This window comes from Actinomycetota bacterium, from assembly GCA_030018275.1.
In the GTDB taxonomy this organism is placed as follows: Bacteria; Actinomycetota; Aquicultoria; order Subteraquimicrobiales; family Subteraquimicrobiaceae; genus Subteraquimicrobium.
Window position 1 is genome coordinate 1 of record JASEGB010000008.1, and the last position, 18,530, is coordinate 18,530.

Sequence of the window (18,530 nt, forward strand, 5' to 3'; positions counted from 1 at the left end):
GGGTTTGCCTGAGACAAACCATGAAAAATACGGAGCCCACCCCTTACCCGTTCGGCTTCAAGTCTGTACTCTTTGAGCATCTCATGGATAGTTTTAAGGATTTTTCTTGCCACCGCCACTTTAGCTATGTTTCTTCCCTTCCTTTTGGCAATTCTTCTGAAGTCGGAAGAAAAGGGACCGTTCTTCACTTCCTGTCTCTGAGCCACTTCAAGCAAAGCTCATCTAAGCCAAGGGGAACCCTCTTTGGTTATTGGTCCTCTCTTTATTCTCTCTCAGGAGGATTTTTCCCAAGGGACGATTCCGGCATAGGAGAAAAGCCTCTTGGCATTCCTAAAGCGCAAGACATCTCCAATCTCTTTCCAAGAAATCATCTATCCCCGAAGGAGTAGATGGAATTTTTCCCTGGAAAACCACTTCATCCTCCTCTCCTTTTACGGTAAAATATGAGTGTTTCTTGTGTTGGTCTAAACCAACATATAACATGACTGCCTCCTTTCCTTGTTTTTCCTCCTTTATATCAGGAGGTTTGAAAGGGGGCTAGTCTTTTCATGACATCACCTTACATCAGGGAAGTAATTTGATGTGGTGTAGAGGCCAATAAATGAGAAAAGCCTCACCCACCAGGTATTTCTCATGCATGGGACCGAACATCCGGCTATCCATACTATTTGCTCTATTATCTCCCATTACAAAGACATTATCCTTGGGCATTTTCACGGGACCATAATTGCTGTAATCCCCACTTGATGCGGCATAAGGCTCCTCAAGGACTTTCCCATCGATGAAAACCTGACCCTTTCTGATTTCTATGATCTCACCTTCAGTGGCGATGATTCTCTTGATGAAATCCTTATGGATATCATGGGGAGGTTCAAAGACCACGATTTCTCCGAGTTCGGGTTCCTTGAATCGATAGATAAATTTATTCACCAATACTCGATCCCCGGGATAAAGTGTGGGTTCCATGGAACCAGAGGGTATATAAAAGGGCTGGACAATGAATGTTCTAATGAGCCAGGCTACGATAATGGCGGTGATTATTAAAATGGGGAGTTCCCTTAAAAATGCCAAAAATGAGTCTCTCTTCGACCCTGTCTCCTCCCCTACGTAAGCTTCCCTTTCGACCCTTGATTTTTCTTCTTCCCCTTCATCGTAGTTTATGAACAATTTATTCTCACCGAAACCCGTTATCTTCTTTCCTTGACGCGTGTCGCCTTTCCAACTCTCTTTCTAAGGTAATAAAGCTTGGATCTACGAACTCTACCTCGGCTGACGACCTCTATCTTGGCAATCATTGGAGAATGTAGAGGAAAGGTTTTTTCAACACCAATTCCAAAGGAGATTTTCCTCACCGTAAAGGTCTCCCTAAGCCCACCGCCCCGCCTTTGTATTACTATTCCTTGGAATACCTGCGTGCGCTCTCGGCTACCTTCTATAACCCTATAATGGACCTTGACCGTATCGCCGGCTCTAAACTCCGGTAAATCCTTCCGAATCTGTTCTTTTTCGATGGTTTCTATGAGATCCATGGTTTCTCCCTCCGAGTAAACAGCGTCATTATAGCATATCTTCGAATCGGGAAAAAGCGCTTATATTTCAAGTTGCGCCTTGATTTCCTGGAGTAATTTCTTATCTTCCTCACTCAAGATCGCATTTTTTAGCAAATCCGGGCGTCTTCGCAGGGTGCGTTCCAAGGATTTTTTCCTCCGCCATTTTGTAATCTCCATATGGTTTCCGCTTAAAAGGACCTCTGGCACGGACCAACCCTTGTAATCCCTTGGTCTGGTATATTGTGGATATTCGAGCAAACCACGGGAGAAGGTTTCCTCAGCAAGAGAGCATTCATCCCCCAAAACCCCGGGTATAAGGCGAGTTACTGCGTCTATCAAGACCATTGCTGGAAGCTCTCCCCCACCCAGCACGTAATCTCCAATTGAGATTTCATCGGTTGCCAGATGCTCATGCACTCTTTCGTCGATCCCCTCATATCTTCCACATAGCAATATGAGCTGTTTCTCTCCGACTAGTTCACCAGCGAGATGCTGATTGAAAATTTTGCCTTGAGGGGTAAAAAGGATAACTCGAGCGATTTTCGGCAGGTCTTCTAGAGTGCATTGCGCGATAGATAGAACAGCTTCAAAGAAGGGTTCGGGCTTCATGATCATCCCTGGTCCACCGCCATAGGGGGTATCGTCAACCTGCCGGTGTTTATCAGGAGTATAATCTCGTAAATCATGAATGACTATTTGAATTAAGTTTTTTTCTCGGGCGATGCGCACCATACCGCATTTCAGGAGCGACTCAAACATCTCGGGAAATATCGTTAGAACATCAATTCTCATGTCATCTCACCAGTCCCCACTATTTTATTCGAGAAGTCCAGGCAGGGGTTTGATTATCATTTTTCCCTGGTTTAGATCGATTTTCTTCACTACATCTTTAATCGCCGGTATCAAAATCTCTTTGGCGCCTTTGCCGGTGGGACTTACGACATATACGTCATTTGCCTCGGTTCTTAAGATTTCCGTAATGGTTCCCAGAGATTCACCCTCTTCGGTCAGTACCTCAAGACCAATTATCTGGTGAAACCAATAAGCACCCTTAGGAAGGAGGGATTCTGCCTCCTCCAATGGAACTCGGAGAAAGCAACCCTTCAATTGCTCCGCTTTGCCACGGTTATCGATTCCCTTGAATTTTATGGTTATACCCCGACCTTCAAATTTTACATTTTCTATCGTCAACTGCTCTTTGTAGAGGAGTGGCGGGGTTATATGAACGCTTAAGCCCCGTTTAAATCTCGATGGGAAATCGGTGAGGGATTTTATTTTAACCTCGCCCTCTGTGCCTCGTGGATGCATGATTTGCGCTATTGTTAAAAATTTTGGTTTCATTGAAAATCCTTTAAAGGGAAAACGGGCTGACCCTATTCGTGTCAGCCCACTATTTGTCGGACATGTAAATGTCCATGGCAAAACGCCAGTTAATCTATGATCTCAACGATTGCCTTCTTCCCTTCCTTCACGGCGGCGGCTTTGACGACTGTTCGAAGTGCCTTGGCGATACGTCCCTGTTTTCCAATGACCTTGCCCACATCTTCGGGAGCTACATGGAGCTGTAAAATTACCGATCTTTCCCCCTCCACAACGCTTACATTTACCTCCTCTGGTTTGTCTACAAGAGCTTGGGCAAGAACCTCTAACAACTCTTTCACGATGTCACCTCCTGATTCTTTTTACCCGAAGGTAGGTATTTATCTTTGTGAGTTTCAAACTCCTCTCGAATACCCGTTATTTCGAGCAACCGCTCTACGGCTTCTGAGGGTTGAGCCCCTTGAGCAAGCCACTTCAGTGCTTTTTCCTTTTCTATTTCAATAAAAGAGGGTTCAGTCTTGGGATTATACCGCCCAATGATCTCAATAATCCTGCCATTTCTGCGCATCCTTGAATCTGCAACCACTATCCTATAAAGGGGTCTTTTCTTGGCTCCTACTCTACTCAATCTTATTCTAACTGCCAATATATCACCTCCACCTTTGCTGATTTGCTCATAAGATTAAAATTTCAACAATTACTACCCAGCAAACCAACTAACTAGCTAACAAGCCAACCGGCTAACTTTAACTGAGGAAGATTTTTCGTCCTAGCCTCATCCCTTGAAAACTATCGAATTGTTTCATGAGTTTTTTAATTTGGTGAAAGCGCCTTAAAAGCCGATTTACCTCCTGGGTGGTACTTCCACTGCCTCTCGCTATCCTTAAGCGCCGGCTTCCATCGATGATATTAGGATTCCTTCTTTCCTCGGGGGTCATTGACTGAATTATAGCTTGTAACCGGGTGAGCTCATCATCGCTTATCTGCAAATTCTTCGGAGCCGGCAATCCAGATATACCTGGCAGCATCCCTAAAATCTGATTTAGGGGTCCCATCTTTTTAAGTTGTTGCATTTGATTGAGAAAATCTTCCAAGGTAAATTGACCCTTTCTTAATTTTTCCTCTAAAACTTGCGCTTTACGGGCATCTACAGCTGCCTCTGCTTTCTCAATAAGGGTCAGTATGTCACCCATCCCCAATATTCTGGAGGCCATGCGGTCGGGATGAAAGAGCTCAAGGCAATTCAATCTTTCGCCCACGCTGACGAGTTTGATTGGCTTATTGGTGACCGTTTTAATGGATAGAGCTGCTCCCCCACGAGCATCGCCATCCAATTTCGTCAATATGACTCCATCGAAATCTATTTTTTCTTTGAAAGCAAGAGCCAGATTCACAGCATCTTGACCAGTCATCGCATCTACAACGAGAAGAATTTGATGTGGATGAATCTCCTCCCTCAACTTCCTCAATTCTTCCATCATCGTTTCATTGATATGTAAGCGTCCGGCGGTATCCAAAATGACAACGTCGTAACCATTGAGGATAGCTTCCTTGATCCCATGCTTGGCTATTTCCAAAGGCGGTGTCCTTAAATCCATGAAAAATACGGGTGTTTTGAGTTCTTCACCGAGGGTCTTGAGTTGGGCTACCGCAGCTGGTCTGTAAATATCCGTGGTGATCATAAACGCTCTCTTGCCCAGGGATTTTAAATAGTAGGCCAATTTTGCTGTTGCTGAAGTCTTCCCCGATCCCTGAAGCCCCACGAGCATGAAGATTGTGGGAGGTTTTGGGGCGAAGACCAGCTTACTGGGTGTGAGTCCCATGAGCTTTGTCAATTCTTCGTACACGATCTTTACAACCTGCTGCCCAGGGGTCAAGCTTTCAAAGACCTCACTTCCCACGGCCCGCTCTCTAACCGCTAGGACGAAGTTTTTCACCACTTTAAAATTGACATCTGCTTCAAGAAGAGCGAGGCGGACCTCGCGAAGAGCATCGTCGACATCTCTCTCGCTTAATCTTCCACGAGATCTTAGCTTGGCAAATATGGTTTGTAATCTGGTAGATAGATTTTCAAACATTTCTGCCTCCTGATACCTACAAGCTACCGACCATATTATAGAAGCGGAAGGTAGGTGTCAAGCAAGGGTGCAGCCAAAAAGCTTATATCACAAGAGGGAGTTTATGGTAATATCCAATTTAGGGTGTTTGTAAAGTGAAAATGTCTCGGAAAATAGTTGTGAGTATAATCCTCCCATTGATCTTTAGTTTAATGGGTTGTGGAGGAAAATCCATATCCAGCAAATATGGTAAGCCAAAGATTATTACCTCGGTATCTTATACCTTAAATTATCTAGAAGCTCGGGGAACACCTTTTCTGATACTGGATAATGCCGGGAATATATACGTTGCCGAAGGAGATTTCGCGGTGAGAAAATTCAATCCCAAAGGGAAACTACTTTTGAAGATAGTTCCTCGAAAGAAACTCGCCATCGTACCAGAGACCGATTCGAATGAGGTAAAATATTCCGCCTATCGCATCTGGGGATGTTGTGTCGATGAGCGGGAAAATATTTATATGGGGGTGAGCAAGACGCTGGTTTCTGAATCGAATAAGCCCCTCTCTGCCAGTATAGAAATTCAGAAGTTTGACAGACAAGGAAAATTCCTGGGGAGAATCCATCCTTTAACTGAAGAACAAGCCCTGGGGGTGATCGGAAATCCAATATTATATTTTTCTCACAATAATTTAGCATACAAAAATGGGAGCATAATCACCTCATCTATATCTCAATCTTCTTTAACGGTACAAATTCTCAACAGGAAAGGGGAGCTTAAAAAGGTAAAAACCCTCTCCCTTTCCAAGGAGGAATACCCTATAGCCTGGGTTGTTCATGGGAATGATGTTTACCTCATTTTTTTGGATGGTAAGAAAGAATCATTGAAAATGGTGGACATTTTCACTCAAAAAACTACACTCTCAGAATCCTGGAAGTCCCTGGGACTTACCGGTATCTGCCTTGGGATGGACAGGGAGCGTAGCCTATACTTTGCCGGAACAAAATCGGTTGCTTCAAAATCCAAGACCATTTACTTGGCGAAAATTACTCGCAAGGGTAAAAATCTTCTTATCCCACTTTCTTCCTCACCCAAAGACACTATTTTGGAATCCGGTCTGGTGAGACCAAACGGGGATGTTTATATCCTCTGGTCCAAAATCTCAAAGATTCAAGCTAGAGGCCATTTTTTTGTTACAGCGTGCATGAACCAATGATCCCATAGATTCTCATTTTCTCTCCCTATTTCTTATCCGCCAAGGTAAACTCCGTTTCTATCCATTAGTAGGTAAACCTGTATTATTAAATGTCAAAAGTGTCAACCTAAATCGTTAATAGTTCAAGGTAACCTTCATAAGTGGATTCTGGAAATTATTATCCTTACAATCTTTTATCCAGTATAAAGTATTAATCGATTGCAAACGATAATAAAGTTGGAATTTAATTTCAAAATCAAGGGAGAAAGAATGAAGTATTCTCACGAGCTTTTTCACGAAGCACTAACGGAGTTATTTAAGCAGTGCGGAGTCAGCCTGAGGAAGTTTGCGCGCAGGTGCAAAGTTGATTATACCTATTTGAGTAAATTAAAAAGAGGCAGGATGCCTGCACCTTCAGACGAGGTTATCAGAAGAATCGCCGCTGGTTTTGGAATCTCACCCGATTATTTCATGGAATATCGGGTTCGAAAAGTTTCCCGATATCTGATGTTAAAACCCAATTTGACAACGGCTTTGTATAGGCTCGCAAATCTGCCCATCGAGGTCCAAAAGAAAATTGAGAGCAAAATCATTAGGGCACTTGAGAAAGATTTCCTAAACGTTCCTGGATAAAAGGGCTTCAACGAACTCGTTGGCATCAAATTCACACAAATCTTCGAGCCTTTCTCCCACTCCGATGAGCTTTATGGGTATTCTAAGCTCATCAGCAATGGCGACCACTATGCCACCCTTAGCTGTGCCATCCAATTTGGTGAGGATTATTCCATCGATTTTGAGAGCTTCATCGAACAATCTGGCTTGAGCGATTCCATTCTGACCGGTTGTAGCGTCTATGACCAGTAAAGTTCTTATATTAGCCTCGGACGCCTCTCTCGCCGCTATGCGCTTGATCTTCTTCAGTTCTTCCATTAAATTCACATAGGTATGCAATCTACCTGCGGTATCGATTAAAAGAACGTTAACTCCCCTGGCTTGTGAGGCGTGGATGGAATCGTAGACCACAGCTGCTGGGTCGGATCCTTTCTGGTGTTTTAGAACGGGAGCTCTAACTCTCTCCCCCCATATTTCCAGTTGCTCAATGGCGGCTGCTCTAAAAGTATCCGCGGCGGCGAGGAGGACTTTTAAACCTCCTTTCATAGCTCGATGAGCGATTTTGGCTATAGCAGTTGTCTTGCCCACACCATTGACCCCAACGATTATTAAGACATTGAGTTTATTTGCCAGGAAAAGGGGCTCTTTGGAGTCACCAAGAATGCGGATGAGTTCTTCTTTAAGTAGTCCAAGGATTTGGAGAGGATCTTGGATCCTTTCGATCTCAACGCGTTCTCGAAGGTCCTGGACTATTTTAAGGGTGGCCTTGATGCCGACATCCGCTTGAATCAAAACTTCTTCGATATCATCCCATACCTTTTCGCCGGGTATTATTGCTCTCGAAAAAATATCGAAAAGTTGGTCGGTTAGTTTTTCCCGACTCCTTCTTAAACCAGTTTTTAACCTTTTAAGCCAACCCTTTGATGAGTCGCTCAGTTTAAGTTCTCCCCGCTTTTTCATACGCTACTTCCTCTTCCGGTTTAAATTTCTGTGAAATGAGTTTGGATATCCCATCAGCCTGCATGGAAACACCGTAGATTGCATCAGCTATTTCCATGGTTCGCCCTTGATGGGTGATGATGAGGAATTGGACCTTACCCCTAAGCTTGCTTACAAGGGCGATAAAGCGCTGTAGATTTACGTCATCCAGAGTGGCTTCGACTTCATCGAGTACATAAAAGGGGCTGGGATGCGTATGATAAATTGCAAACAGAAACGCCAAAGCCACAAGAGCAGTTTCTCCCCCTGATAATAATGATAATTTCTGCAATCTTTTTCCACCGGGTTGAGCTTCAATATCGATGCCCGTATTCAGTACATCATCTCTGTCAGTTAAGGTGAGTTCACCCTTTCCACCTGGAAATAAATAGGAGAAGATTGATTGGAAATTTAGGTTAACTTCCTCGAAGGTCTCGAGGATTCTATCCTCGATTTTTTTGTCAATGGCTCTAATGACCTTCCCCAAAGCTCGCTTGCTTTCTAAAAGGTCATTGATTTGGGTATTAAGAAACTTTTGCCTTTCTTCCAAGGCGGCAAAATCTTTCAAGGCTATGGGGTTGACTGGCCCCAATTTAGCGATTTCCTCTTTTAGCTTTTGAATTTGAAATTCATAGGTTCTTTTGGAACCCCTTGGGCTATCTTTAAGGGCTTTTTCAAGGGAAACACCATATTCCCTCACGATCTTTTCGACCAAGGTTTTGACTTCGAGCTCCAGTTGAGCCTGGGAAACTTCGAGATGATGTACATTTTCCCGTAGTTGTTCTATTTGTCCGTCCAAGAAGCCCGCTTTGGTTTGGGATTCCTTGATGGATTTTCGAATCCCCCTTGAAACATTTTCTTCATCAGTGGCTATGTTCTCTAGTTTGGAATCCCACTGCTCAATTTCACTTACCAGCTGACAAAAAAGATTGTGGAGGGGTTGAATTCGCGTTCTTAAATGCTCTAGTGATCGAGCGATTCCATATTCTGATTTTAGAAGATCTTCAACCTCATTTAACTCTCTCTTGGCTGTAACCAGTTGTTTCTCTGTATAAACTCTTCGCTCTTCCAGGGAAGCAAGTTCAGCTTGGCATTGGGTAATCTCTTTACGGATTTTATCTCCTTCCTCTGAGGAAAGACCTTTTTCCTTTTCAAGGACCTGCATTTTATAGTCTAAAATGGTGATTTCTTCCTCAAGAGATGCAATTTCGTCCTTCAGCTTTTTTTGGGGCTTGTCTCCGATGGCGGTGGCACGTCTGGGAAGATTCTCCAAAACTTTAAGGAAATTTTCCTGGATCGTTTCCTGTTCATCTTGGATTTTTTCGAGTTTTGCCTTTACATCCTGACATAATTGGGTCAAATCTCTTAAAGATCCTCTTCCCTCAAGTTTTTGTGATAAATCCAGCAAATTTTGTTGGCAGAGTGCCAATTTTTTGGCTTGTTTCCTTAAACTGGAAAGGACTTTGGCCAAAGTGCGTTCCAATGCAATCCATGTCGCTTCCTCTTCCCATATTCTTTTTTTCTGTGCGAGCTTTGATTGTTTTGAATAGATTGCCTGCTCAATTTGCTCAATTTTCTCCTCAATCTTTTTCCTATTTGTTCCAAGGGTTTCCATCCTTTGGTGAAGTTCGGAAAGATAGGTGTGAATTCGCTTGAGCTCCGTATCGGTAACAAACCTCTCCTCTTTTAGCTGGGCTATCTCCCTTTCTCTTTGGTCTTTTCTCTTTTCAAGCTGATGAATTTTCTGTCGAAATTCACTCAAACGTTCGATTAAATTCTTGCCCTTCTCTTCGAGAAGGAGAAGCCTACTATTTAACCGCTCGTAGATTCCTTGTAGATGGCGGCGTTGCTCTCCAATATCACTGACCTGGATACCTTTCTCCTCCAAGCTATTGTGCAGCCACTCCAGTTTTCTTTTCTCCGATGTGAGTTCCTCTCTTAAGGCATCGATCTTAGAACTGAAATTTTCCTTCTTTATTTTGAGATCATTCCATTTGGATTGAAGCTCCTGAAGCTTCATGATGCAAAGTTCAACCTCAAGATCCCTTAACTGCTTTGAAAGCTTTTCATGAGTCTGAGCTCGATTTGCCTGAACTTTTAATGGTTTTAGTTGACGATTGACCTCTTGTAATACATCTTTTATTCGAACCAGATTGTGATCCATGGAAACTAGCTTCCGTAGGGCTCTTTCCTTACGCTTTTTATGTCTCAAGACTCCCGCAGCTTCTTCAAGGAGTATCCTCCTTTCATCGGATTTACTGGTCAAGATCTCCTCGAGTTTGCCTTGACCGACGATTGAACAATCCTTATTCAAACCGCTTTCTGAGAGGAGATCTTGAATGTCCACAAGGCGGCAGGGTGAATCATTTATGAGGTATTCACTCTCCCCTGAACGCAATATTCTTCGAGTGATGACGACTTCGGAGAATTCAACGGGGAGGAAACCATCGGAATTATCGAGATAGAGGGAAACTTCCGCTAAACCCAGAGCTGGTCTTAAGCGACTCCCTGCAAATATTATATCCTCCATGGAGGAACCCCGAAGTGCTCGGGGATTTTGTTCACCCAATACCCAGAGGATGGCATCGGTTATATTACTCTTACCGCTGCCATTGGGTCCGACAATAATAGTTACCCCTGGCTCGAATTTAAAGAGTGTCTTATCGGCGAAGGATTTAAATCCGCGAAGAGTAAGAGATTTAAGATACAAAACTACCTCCTGGCTTCAACTCAAAGGTATTCTACCATAGATAAATCTTGCGATAAATCATCCCTGTTCATACGCTTAAAAGGTGTTATAGCTGCTAAAATGGTGGAAAAATTTTTTCCTCCTTATCAGCTGCGGGTTTAAAATTTTTTTCAAAAAGGTGTTTCGCCAAAGGGGAGAAATGTGATAAATTGGTTTCTGGTTTGGGTCTAGAATACAACCGCCTGCCCCGCCTAAAGGAGGTTGTATGCTGAGGGAGAGACCTCTTGCTTTAGTTCTGGCATTTGTCGTTGCACTACTTTTACCACTAAGTGTAGCTAACCCCACCGCCTCTAATCCATTAAGCAATGCAGAATTAGAAATTCAAAGGCAACAAACACGGATCTCATCATTAGAGGGGCAAGAGAAGAGTATCCTCATCGAATTAGTAGCCATCGATACCAGTCTAGAGCGCAATGAGGAAGAACTTGAATCCCTCAGCGCGAAACTTTCGACTACCCGAGATAGACTCCTCCAACTAGAGGGCGAGTGGCAGCGAACAAATGAAAAACTTCGTGAGAAAACCGAGATACTCAATGAGAGGATCAAGAATATTTATATCAATGGAGAAGTAAGTCCTGCCCAATTCCTCTTTAATTCAAATGATTTTTATACCCTTCTTAAGATTCTAACCTATATGCAAATCATTGCCGCAAACGATGCGGAATTGGTTAGATCTGTAAGCCAGGAAAAGGAACGTCTTGAATATCTCAAAGATGAGATCGAAGGGAAGTGTGAATATCTTACCCATTTAAAATCCGAGTACGAATCAAGGCGAGAGTTGCTATCTCAAAAACTTAAGGAGAAAAGAAATTTTCTAGATAAAATACGGCGGGAGAAGAGATTAAGCTACGGGAAATTAAGGATACTTAAAACTAGGACCTCTTTGATCAGAAGCAGGATGCATCAACTACAACCTCCGAGTAGAGGCATCGAGGCAAGGAGCCTTAGGATGCTGGCAACTGCATACTGTCCCTGCAAGATTTGTACGGGCTCTGGAAATGGAAGAACAGCCACGGGTATGCTCGCCGGATACGGCGTTGTCGCTGTTGACCCCCGTGTCATTCCCCTCGGCACTAAGCTTTATATCTCAGGTTACGGGGAGGCGATAGCGGGCGATGTTGGCAGATCCATCAAAGGTTATAGGATTGATCTATGTTTCAACACCCACGCTGAGGCTGCAAGATTCGGAAAACGCTGGGTTACCGTGGAAATAAGGGATTAATCGTTATTTTCTCCTCGTAGTGTTTCTAAAGCCTCTTGGGCTGCTCTTTGTTCTGCCTTTTTCTTACTCCGACCCATTCCTTTGCCTAATATCTTGCCTTGAACCAGAACTTCTACATGAAAAATTCTTTCGTGAACGGGCCCTTCTTCACGGGTAATTTGGTATTCGGGCACTGCCCCTAGCTTCTCCATGGTGTATTCTTGGAGAGTCGTTTTAAAATCCGAGAATTCCTTTAAGGTTTGCTCAAAGATTATATCCTTGAAATTTTTGAGAATGAATTCTCTAACTGCGCTTAAACTTTGATCAAGGTATATAGCTCCCAATACGGCTTCAAAACAATCTGCAAGGATGGATGTCCTTTCTCTCCCTCCAGTGAGTTCGGCTCCTTTGCCCATAAAAATAAATTCACCCAAGCCTATCCCTTGAGCCACTTTAGCCAAAACTTCAGAGTTAACCAAGTTTGCCCTGAATTTTGCCAATTCTCCCTCATTAAATCCGGGGAAGCGGTAGAAGATAAAATCCGTGATCACGAAATTAAGGATGGCATCGCCTAAGAACTCAATTCTTTCGTAAACTTCCCTTGCGTCCATGCCCATTTCAAAGGCGAAAGAACTATGAGTTAAAGCCCGTTTGAGTAAGTTCTTATTGGAGAAGGTGATGCCGAGATGCTTCTCCGCTTTTGCGATCCTATCTTTTTCCTCGATCTGCAGAACATCTCACAACCTTTCTATTGGAATCTTGTTATAACCAGTGTAGCATTATGTCCACCAAATCCAAGAGAGTTAGACATGGCTACGGAAACAGTCCTTTCTATGGCTACATTGGGAACGTAATTTAAATCGCAGAGGGGATCGGGATTTTCCAGATTTATGGTGGGAGGAACAATCCCAGTTTCGATGGACATGGCACAGGCGATCAGTTCTATAGCGCCCGCTGCTCCCAAAAGATGTCCTGTCATCGATTTTGTTGAGCTCACCACGAGTTCATAGGCGTGCTTTCCAAATACCTTTTTTATGGCCATAGTTTCAAATTCATCATTATAAGGGGTGGAAGTTCCGTGTGCATTTATGTAATCCACTTGTTTGGGGGAAAGACTAGCCTCGTCTAGGGCCATCTGCATTGCTCGAGCCGCTCCTTCTCCGGTTGGAGATGGTGCAGTGATGTGATAAGCATCCCCCGTTAGACCATATCCAACGACCTCTGCATAGATGTGTGCACCTCGGGATCGAGCACTTTCCAAGGTTTCAAGAATAACGATGCCCGCACCTTCGGACATGACGAATCCGTCTCGCTCGGCATCAAAGGGTCTGCTGGCACGCGTGGGTTCGTCATTGCGTCTCGATAACGCTCTGCAGGCGCAGAAACCAGAAACACCAAGAGGGGTGATACTAGCCTCTGAGCCTCCAGCGATGCAGATATCGGCGATTCCCCTTTTGATCATTTCGAAGGCATCGCCAATGGTATGGGTGCTTGTGGCACAAGCGGTAACCACGCAGGTATTTGGACCCTTGGCTCCGAAGAAGATGGAAACCTGCCCCACAGCTAAATCACAGATCATCATGGGGATAAGATATGGGCTCACTCTGCGTGGTCCCTTTTCTAACAGGATTTTGTGTTGTTCCTCGAGGGTTCCCAGTCCCCCAATTCCAGAACCGATTACGACACCCACCCGCTCGGCTATGGATGGAGTAATCTTGAGTTTTGCATCGTCCAAAGCAAGTTTAGTGGCGGCGATGGCGAATTGGGTGAAGCGATCCATGCGTTTTGCCTCTTTGGGTTCCATGAAATCGCAGGGATCAAAATTTCGTATCTCTCCTGCTATACGGGTGGGATACTCACTGGCATCGAAGTGAGTGATTTCAGAGATACCCGATTTACCCATCACCAAAGATTGCCAGTAAGCTTCCTTACCAATTCCAATTGGAGTCACCGGTCCAAGACCCGTGATTACGACCCTTCTCTGCACTTTACACCACCCTCAAGGTCGCCTCTTTAAATTCCCTCGATTAGATTTTTTATAATTTCCCCGACGGGTAAAATCTCCTTTACTTCTCCCACTCGCTCGCCGCAGAAGACCAAACCCCTCCTCATATCACCCCGCTGTGCTCTCACCAAGGCTTCGATGATGCAATAGTTCTTTTTGCAATGTTTAAGACATTTCACACATCTTTTATAATCGACCGGTTTGGGGACTTTCCCAACGAAAAGAGCTTTAGTGAAGGAAGTTAGAAGAGCTCTCCCGGGCATGCCCACCGGGCTTTCGATGATTACGACATCTTCTGGTTTCCGAATCCTTCGGCCAATTTAGCAACCCTTTCTGAGGATACAATGGGGACGAAGGGTATGTTGGCATTGTGACACCATTTAAAAGCATCACGGGAAAAGCCTGCTCCTGATATGATTAAATCGACTTTTTCTCGAATGGCAGTCCGAACAAGTTCAGCAAACTCTCCCAGCGCCACCATGATATTTACTCCGATAATTCCATCAGTCAGTTTTCGAGCACGACGAATATGTTCAACGAGTTCAGGAGAGTGTAACCCGAACCAGCAATAATTCCAACTCCCCCCTCATTAGCCACAGCTGCAGCCAAAGGGGCAAGGGAGATTCTAACCACCATGCCTCCCTGTATAATTGGCAGTGAAGTCTGCCATTCTCCGATTTTCAATTTGGGCAACTCCACAAGGTATTCCCCCAATAAAAACAATTTTGCTGTTTAAGTAGATTCGCAGCTACCCAGCGAGCTTATTTTCAATGTAATCCACCACATCTTTCACCGTGGTGATTCGCTCTGCATCTTCGTCTGATATTTCGATGCCGAACTCCTCCTCCAGGGCCATAATCAACTCCACAATGTCTAGGGAATCAGCGTCCAAATCATCGACGAACGAGGTCTCTGGCGCCAACTTATTTTCATCCACAGTCAGCTTCTCTGCGATGATATCCTTCACCTTGTCATAGATCTCATCGCTCATTTTCATTTCTCCTCCTTTTCGATTAATTTCCACTTTAAAGTGATATATACATTAATTACATTAGCATTCCTCCATCTACCTGAATTACCTGTCCCGTGATATAGCTGGCTTCATCAGAGACTAAAAAGGCGATGAGGTTTGCGACTTCCTCCGGTCGACCCAATCTTCCCAGAGGAATCTGTCCAATTATCCGTTCTCTTATTTCATCCGAGAGCCTTCGGGTCATATCTGTTTCGATGAATCCTGGGGCTATGGCATTAACTCGAATTCCCCGTGAGGCTAGTTCTTTAGCCACCGTTTTGGTCAGTCCAATGACCCCAGCTTTGGAGGCTGAATAGTTGACTTGCCCCGCATTTCCAGCGATTCCCACAACAGAGGCAATATTTACTATGGTTCCCCGGCGTTGCTTCAACATATATTTTGCCGCCGCCTGTGTGCAATTGAAGGTACCCTTAAGATTGACAGCCAAAACGGCATCCCATTCTTCTTCCTTCATTCGAATGAGAAGATTATCCCGGGTAATTCCAGCGTTGTTGACTAAAATATCGATTCCACCGAAGATTTTGACCGTTTCCTCGATAAGTTTTCTTGCTTCCTCAAGGATGGAGACATTTGCCTCAATGAATGTGGCTTTTCTTCCGAGCTTTTCGATCTCTTGAATGAGCTCATTCGCTTCCTTGCCGGTTATATCGTTGACAACGATGTGAGCTCCGAGCTTCGCCAATTTTAAACAAGTTATCCGTCCAATTCCCCTTGCACTCCCGGTGACCAGGGCCACTCTATCTTGCAAATCAAACATTTCACACCCCCAAATTTATTATCTAGGTTAGAGCTTGTATGGTTTGACGAAAAGATTCAGCGTCTTCAACATTTAAAATCTTGACCGAAGGAGCAGCTCTTTTAACTAGTCCGGAAAGAACTTTGCCTGGTCCTACTTCGATGAAGACATCGATTCCCACTTTGAGCATTTGCAGAATGGATTGCTCCCAGAGTACCGAACCGGTAATTTGTTTGCGCAATGCATCTTTCAACTCTTCACCCTCTGTGGAAAGTCTTGCCGTGTAATTGGAGACCACTGGTATTTTAGCATCTTTAAAGGAAATAGCATCCAGGTGGTTAGCGAATCGTCTTTCCGCTTTCTTCATTAAGGGGGAGTGAAATCCCCCGCCTACCTCTAGTTCCACAACGCGTTTGGCTCCAGCTTCTTTAAACAACTTGGCTGCCCGTTCGACCATCTGTTTTTCTCCTGAGATTACTACTTGACCGGGGCAGTTATAATTGGCGATGTTAATAATCCCATTGCTTCTCAGAGAGCCCACGATATCTGCGGCGAATGTCGAATCCATGCCCAATACCGCAAGCATCTTTCCCGGTAATTCTCTCGAAGCTTCTTCCATAAGTTCAGCTCGCTTGGCAACGAGCTTTAGGGCCTCCGAAAAATCCAATACCCCCGCGGCTACCAACGCGGAGTACTCGCCGAGGCTATGGCCCGCAACGATATCGGGTTTAATACCCTCTTTGTTCAAGAGAAACCAGCAAATGAAATTAATGATGAATACAGCGGGTTGCGTATTTACGGTTTCTACTAATTTTTGTCTTGGGCCATGAAAGCATAGGAGGGAAAGATCTCTTCCGAGAATTTTCTCTGCCTCTTTGAAGAACTGGGCCACTTTTGGAAAAGCGACTAAAGCCCTTCCCATCCCAACATATTGAGATCCTTGTCCGGGAAAGATAAAGGCAATTTTCCGAATCGAATTCTCCCCCATCTTTTGAATTAATTTGTATTATTCACAAGACGGATTAACGCTATGGTGGGGGTGAAGTGCTCCGAAAACACCCGAAGAGGCACTGTCGTGCCCACGGAGCAGGCGCAGTATGGCCGTTTACCCCGTTAGCGAGTGAAACGAGCTTTACTATTTCAAGTTTTATTTACCTTAACATTCGCTTAATTCGGTTAAAACCCGACGGGCCTCCGTGACGATATCGCTTATGATCTCTCGAGCGCTTTTAATTTCATGTATCAATCCAGCACATTGACCAGCCATTACACTTCCCCATTCTACATCGCCTTCGCGCATGGCCAATCGGAGCTTGCCCACCCCCATTTTCTCTAAATCCTCACCACGACCCTCCGCATCCATCTTTTGAAACTGCTTAGCCAGCTTATTTTTGAGTACCCGCACAGGATGTCCTGTGGAATATCCAGTAACCACTGTATCTCTGTTCCTGGCTTTGACCACTTTCCCCTTGACGTTTGGATGAATGATACACTCTTCAGCACACATAAACCTTGTTCCCATCTGAACACCCTTAGCGCCCAGGGCAAGGGCAGCAGCCAATCCTCTTCCATCTGCGATTCCGCCGGCTGCAATGACTGGGATGTTTACCACATCCACAACCTGCGGTACCAATACCATAGTGGTTAAATCTCCGATATGTCCCCCTGCCTCCATTCCTTCAGCAATTATCGCATCGGCTCCCACCCCCTCCAGTCGCTGTGCTAGAACAACGGAGGCGCATACGGGTAGAACTTTTATATTCCTTTCCTTTAAAGCGGGCATATGCCGTCCTGGATTTCCCGCGCCCGTCGTCACAATGGGTACTTCTTCTTTTAAAACGACTTTGAACAGTTCGTCTACATGCGGGGCAAGTAGCATGAGGTTTACACCAAAAGGTTTATCCGTGAGCTCCTTTGCCTTGAGGATTTCCCTTTCCAATTCCGCAGCGGGCATGTGCCCGGCACCAATAATCCCTAAACCACCTGCATTTGAAACAGCAGCTGCCAATTCGGCTGTGGCAACCCAGGCCATCCCTCCTTGTATAATGGGAAACTCTATCCCTAGCAGATCGCAAATCTCAGTCCTAAAGTCCATTGGTGACCTCCTTGCTCCATCGGACCACATTTGCTCCCCAGGTGAGTCCGGCACCGAATCCAACGAAGAGTAAAATGTCTCCCCGCTTTAATTTCCTTCCTCGCCAAATTTCATCCAAAGCTAGAGGAATGGAAGCAGTAGAAGTATTTCCGTATTTGTGAATGTTGGTGACCACTTTGTCTGGACTGATCTTTAATTTTTCCACTGCCGTCTCAATAATACGCTTGTTCGCTTGATGGGGGATGAAATAATCTACATCCTCGATAGAAAGATTGGCTAAATTTAGTGCTCCTTTCGCTGCATCTGAAATGGCACGAACGGCGAATTTAAATACTTCATTGCCACTCATATGAATGTGGTGGAGTCCAGCTTTGACGGATTTTTCACTTCCGGGAATGAGAGCACCACCAGCTGGTATCTTGAGTAAATCTGAACCAGAGCCATCGGCGGCCAAATAGTTGGCCAATATCCCATATCCTTCTTCAGCACGTTGAAGAACTACTGCTCCTGCACCGTCTCCAAAAAGTATGCAAGTAATTCTATCCAACCAGTTTACATAACGAGTTAGGGCATCAGCCCCAATGAGAAGAATCGTCTCAAATGTCCCCGTGGCTATGTATTGAGAGGCAACGGATAAACCGTAAATGAATCCGGTGCAAGCGGCAGAAATGTCAAAAGCGGGACAACTTGCTCCCAATTTATGCTGGGTAAGACAGGCGGTGGAGGGAAAAATCATATCGGGTGAAGCGGTAGCCACGATGATGAGATCAATATCTTCGGTATCAACATTAGCATCAATGAGGGCCTTTCGACCCGCTTCCGATGCTAAATCTGAAGTACACATGGTTTCGTCGGCGATTCGTCTCTGGATGATACCAGTTCGGGTCTTAATCCATTCGTCGCTGGTGTCCACAATCTGCTCTAAATCAAAATTTGTTAACACTCTTTCGGGAACATAAGAGCCAATCCCCACTATTCCCACGGAAGGTTTAGAATTAATC

21 protein-coding genes and 1 pseudogene are annotated in these 18,530 nt (G+C 44.6%); 3 read left to right on the forward strand and 19 right to left on the reverse strand.

Annotation, left to right across the window (positions count from 1 at the left end; translation table 11 throughout):
• The 9 genes from QMD66_04385 to ffh form a co-directional block, all read right to left on the reverse strand.
• Window positions 1-206 (reverse strand): hypothetical protein (locus QMD66_04385; protein ID MDI6822092.1); only part of this gene is annotated, 206 nt, incomplete at its 3' end.
• 124 nt (window positions 207-330) lie between these two features.
• Complete coding sequence (locus tag QMD66_04390; protein MDI6822093.1) at window positions 331-483, reverse strand: hypothetical protein; 153 nt, start codon at window positions 481-483, stop codon at window positions 331-333.
• 81 nt (window positions 484-564) lie between these two features.
• Window positions 565-1,167 (reverse strand): signal peptidase I, encoded by a 603-nt coding sequence (gene lepB / locus QMD66_04395; GenBank protein ID MDI6822094.1) that lies wholly within the window; start codon window positions 1,165-1,167, stop codon window positions 565-567.
• Window positions 1,168-1,187: 20 nt separating this feature from the next.
• On the reverse strand, window positions 1,188-1,529 hold the full coding sequence (gene rplS / locus QMD66_04400) for a 50S ribosomal protein L19 (GenBank protein MDI6822095.1): 342 nt from the start codon (window positions 1,527-1,529) through the stop codon (window positions 1,188-1,190).
• Window positions 1,530-1,589: 60 nt separating this feature from the next.
• The gene (gene trmD / locus QMD66_04405) at window positions 1,590-2,342 is read right to left on the reverse strand and encodes a tRNA (guanosine(37)-N1)-methyltransferase TrmD (protein ID MDI6822096.1); all 753 of its coding nucleotides are present in this window, start codon (window positions 2,340-2,342) and stop codon (window positions 1,590-1,592) included.
• 24 nt (window positions 2,343-2,366) lie between these two features.
• On the reverse strand, window positions 2,367-2,891 hold the full coding sequence (rimM, locus tag QMD66_04410; protein MDI6822097.1) for a ribosome maturation factor RimM: 525 nt from the start codon (window positions 2,889-2,891) through the stop codon (window positions 2,367-2,369).
• Between the two features lie 89 nt (window positions 2,892-2,980).
• Window positions 2,981-3,211, reverse strand: a complete 231-nt coding sequence (locus QMD66_04415) for a KH domain-containing protein (protein ID MDI6822098.1) — start codon at window positions 3,209-3,211, stop codon at window positions 2,981-2,983.
• Window positions 3,208-3,516: a 30S ribosomal protein S16 gene (gene rpsP, locus QMD66_04420; protein MDI6822099.1), complete on the reverse strand. Its 309-nt coding sequence runs from the start codon at window positions 3,514-3,516 to the stop codon at window positions 3,208-3,210. The genes QMD66_04415 and rpsP overlap by 4 nt, the downstream gene beginning before the upstream one ends.
• A gap of 100 nt (window positions 3,517-3,616) precedes the next feature.
• Window positions 3,617-4,948 carry a signal recognition particle protein gene (gene ffh, locus QMD66_04425; protein MDI6822100.1) on the reverse strand — a complete coding sequence of 444 codons (1,332 nt, stop codon included), beginning with the start codon at window positions 4,946-4,948 and terminating at the stop codon, window positions 3,617-3,619.
• Window positions 4,949-5,088: 140 nt separating this feature from the next.
• Between ffh and QMD66_04430 the strand changes: the two genes are divergently transcribed.
• Together QMD66_04430 and QMD66_04435 are read left to right on the forward strand one after the other, a co-directional pair.
• On the forward strand, window positions 5,089-6,141 hold the full coding sequence (locus QMD66_04430; protein MDI6822101.1) for a hypothetical protein: 1,053 nt from the start codon (window positions 5,089-5,091) through the stop codon (window positions 6,139-6,141).
• A 249-nt stretch (window positions 6,142-6,390) separates the two neighbouring features.
• Window positions 6,391-6,753 carry a helix-turn-helix transcriptional regulator gene (locus QMD66_04435; protein ID MDI6822102.1) on the forward strand — a complete coding sequence of 121 codons (363 nt, stop codon included), beginning with the start codon at window positions 6,391-6,393 and terminating at the stop codon, window positions 6,751-6,753.
• Here the strand turns inward: QMD66_04435 and ftsY are convergent.
• Together ftsY and QMD66_04445 are read right to left on the reverse strand one after the other, a co-directional pair.
• The gene (gene ftsY / locus QMD66_04440; protein MDI6822103.1) at window positions 6,736-7,692 is read right to left on the reverse strand and encodes a signal recognition particle-docking protein FtsY; all 957 of its coding nucleotides are present in this window, start codon (window positions 7,690-7,692) and stop codon (window positions 6,736-6,738) included. The two genes, QMD66_04435 and ftsY, sit on opposite strands and share 18 nt — an antisense overlap.
• On the reverse strand, window positions 7,670-10,420 hold the full coding sequence (locus tag QMD66_04445) for an AAA family ATPase (protein MDI6822104.1): 2,751 nt from the start codon (window positions 10,418-10,420) through the stop codon (window positions 7,670-7,672). The genes ftsY and QMD66_04445 overlap by 23 nt, the downstream gene beginning before the upstream one ends.
• Window positions 10,421-10,664: 244 nt before the next feature.
• Between QMD66_04445 and QMD66_04450 the strand changes: the two genes are divergently transcribed.
• Window positions 10,665-11,681, forward strand: a complete 1,017-nt coding sequence (locus tag QMD66_04450) for a 3D domain-containing protein (protein MDI6822105.1) — start codon at window positions 10,665-10,667, stop codon at window positions 11,679-11,681.
• On the opposite strand, the gene rnc is transcribed toward QMD66_04450, so the two are convergent.
• The 8 genes and pseudogenes from rnc to QMD66_04490 all read right to left on the reverse strand — a co-directional run bounded on the left by rnc (window position 11,678) and on the right by QMD66_04490 (window position 18,529).
• Window positions 11,678-12,367 (reverse strand): ribonuclease III, encoded by a 690-nt coding sequence (gene rnc, locus QMD66_04455; protein MDI6822106.1) that lies wholly within the window; start codon window positions 12,365-12,367, stop codon window positions 11,678-11,680. The two genes, QMD66_04450 and rnc, sit on opposite strands and share 4 nt — an antisense overlap.
• 41 nt (window positions 12,368-12,408) lie before the next feature.
• Window positions 12,409-13,647, reverse strand: coding sequence for a beta-ketoacyl-ACP synthase II (fabF, locus tag QMD66_04460; GenBank protein MDI6822107.1), 1,239 nt, complete (start codon window positions 13,645-13,647; stop codon window positions 12,409-12,411).
• Window positions 13,648-13,673: 26 nt separating this feature from the next.
• Window positions 13,674-14,364, reverse strand: a pseudogene (locus QMD66_04465) (nitronate monooxygenase).
• A gap of 49 nt (window positions 14,365-14,413) precedes the next feature.
• On the reverse strand, window positions 14,414-14,656 hold the full coding sequence (gene acpP, locus QMD66_04470; protein MDI6822108.1) for an acyl carrier protein: 243 nt from the start codon (window positions 14,654-14,656) through the stop codon (window positions 14,414-14,416).
• A 55-nt stretch (window positions 14,657-14,711) separates the two neighbouring features.
• Window positions 14,712-15,455, reverse strand: coding sequence for a 3-oxoacyl-[acyl-carrier-protein] reductase (fabG, locus tag QMD66_04475; GenBank protein MDI6822109.1), 744 nt, complete (start codon window positions 15,453-15,455; stop codon window positions 14,712-14,714).
• A 22-nt stretch (window positions 15,456-15,477) separates the two neighbouring features.
• Window positions 15,478-16,422 (reverse strand): ACP S-malonyltransferase, encoded by a 945-nt coding sequence (fabD, locus tag QMD66_04480; protein ID MDI6822110.1) that lies wholly within the window; start codon window positions 16,420-16,422, stop codon window positions 15,478-15,480.
• Window positions 16,423-16,590: 168 nt separating this feature from the next.
• Window positions 16,591-17,529 (reverse strand): enoyl-[acyl-carrier-protein] reductase FabK, encoded by a 939-nt coding sequence (gene fabK, locus QMD66_04485; GenBank protein MDI6822111.1) that lies wholly within the window; start codon window positions 17,527-17,529, stop codon window positions 16,591-16,593.
• On the reverse strand, window positions 17,519-18,529 hold the full coding sequence (locus tag QMD66_04490; GenBank protein MDI6822112.1) for a beta-ketoacyl-ACP synthase III: 1,011 nt from the start codon (window positions 18,527-18,529) through the stop codon (window positions 17,519-17,521). Before QMD66_04490 ends, fabK begins: the two co-directional genes overlap by 11 nt.
• Window position 18,530 lies beyond the last annotated feature (1 nt).

Bases quoted from the DNA above. Each gene is read 5' to 3' on its own strand.
- rplS (MDI6822095.1), bottom strand. From the start codon at position 1,529: ATGGATCTCATAGAAACCATCGAAAAAGAACAGATTCGGAAGGATTTA.
- rimM (MDI6822097.1), bottom strand. From the start codon at position 2,891: ATGAAACCAAAATTTTTAACAATAGCGCAAATCATGCATCCACGAGGC.
- fabD (MDI6822110.1), bottom strand. From the start codon at position 16,422: ATGGGGGAGAATTCGATTCGGAAAATTGCCTTTATCTTTCCCGGACAA.
- QMD66_04450 (MDI6822105.1), top strand. From the start codon at position 10,665: ATGCTGAGGGAGAGACCTCTTGCTTTAGTTCTGGCATTTGTCGTTGCA.
- QMD66_04430 (MDI6822101.1), top strand. From the start codon at position 5,089: ATGTCTCGGAAAATAGTTGTGAGTATAATCCTCCCATTGATCTTTAGT.
- trmD (MDI6822096.1), bottom strand. From the start codon at position 2,342: ATGAGAATTGATGTTCTAACGATATTTCCCGAGATGTTTGAGTCGCTC.
- acpP (MDI6822108.1), bottom strand. From the start codon at position 14,656: ATGAGCGATGAGATCTATGACAAGGTGAAGGATATCATCGCAGAGAAG.
- ftsY (MDI6822103.1), bottom strand. From the start codon at position 7,692: ATGAAAAAGCGGGGAGAACTTAAACTGAGCGACTCATCAAAGGGTTGG.
- fabG (MDI6822109.1), bottom strand. From the start codon at position 15,455: ATGTTTGATTTGCAAGATAGAGTGGCCCTGGTCACCGGGAGTGCAAGG.
- ffh (MDI6822100.1), bottom strand. From the start codon at position 4,948: ATGTTTGAAAATCTATCTACCAGATTACAAACCATATTTGCCAAGCTA.
- QMD66_04435 (MDI6822102.1), top strand. From the start codon at position 6,391: ATGAAGTATTCTCACGAGCTTTTTCACGAAGCACTAACGGAGTTATTT.
- fabK (MDI6822111.1), bottom strand. From the start codon at position 17,529: ATGGACTTTAGGACTGAGATTTGCGATCTGCTAGGGATAGAGTTTCCC.
- QMD66_04390 (MDI6822093.1), bottom strand. From the start codon at position 483: ATGTTATATGTTGGTTTAGACCAACACAAGAAACACTCATATTTTACC.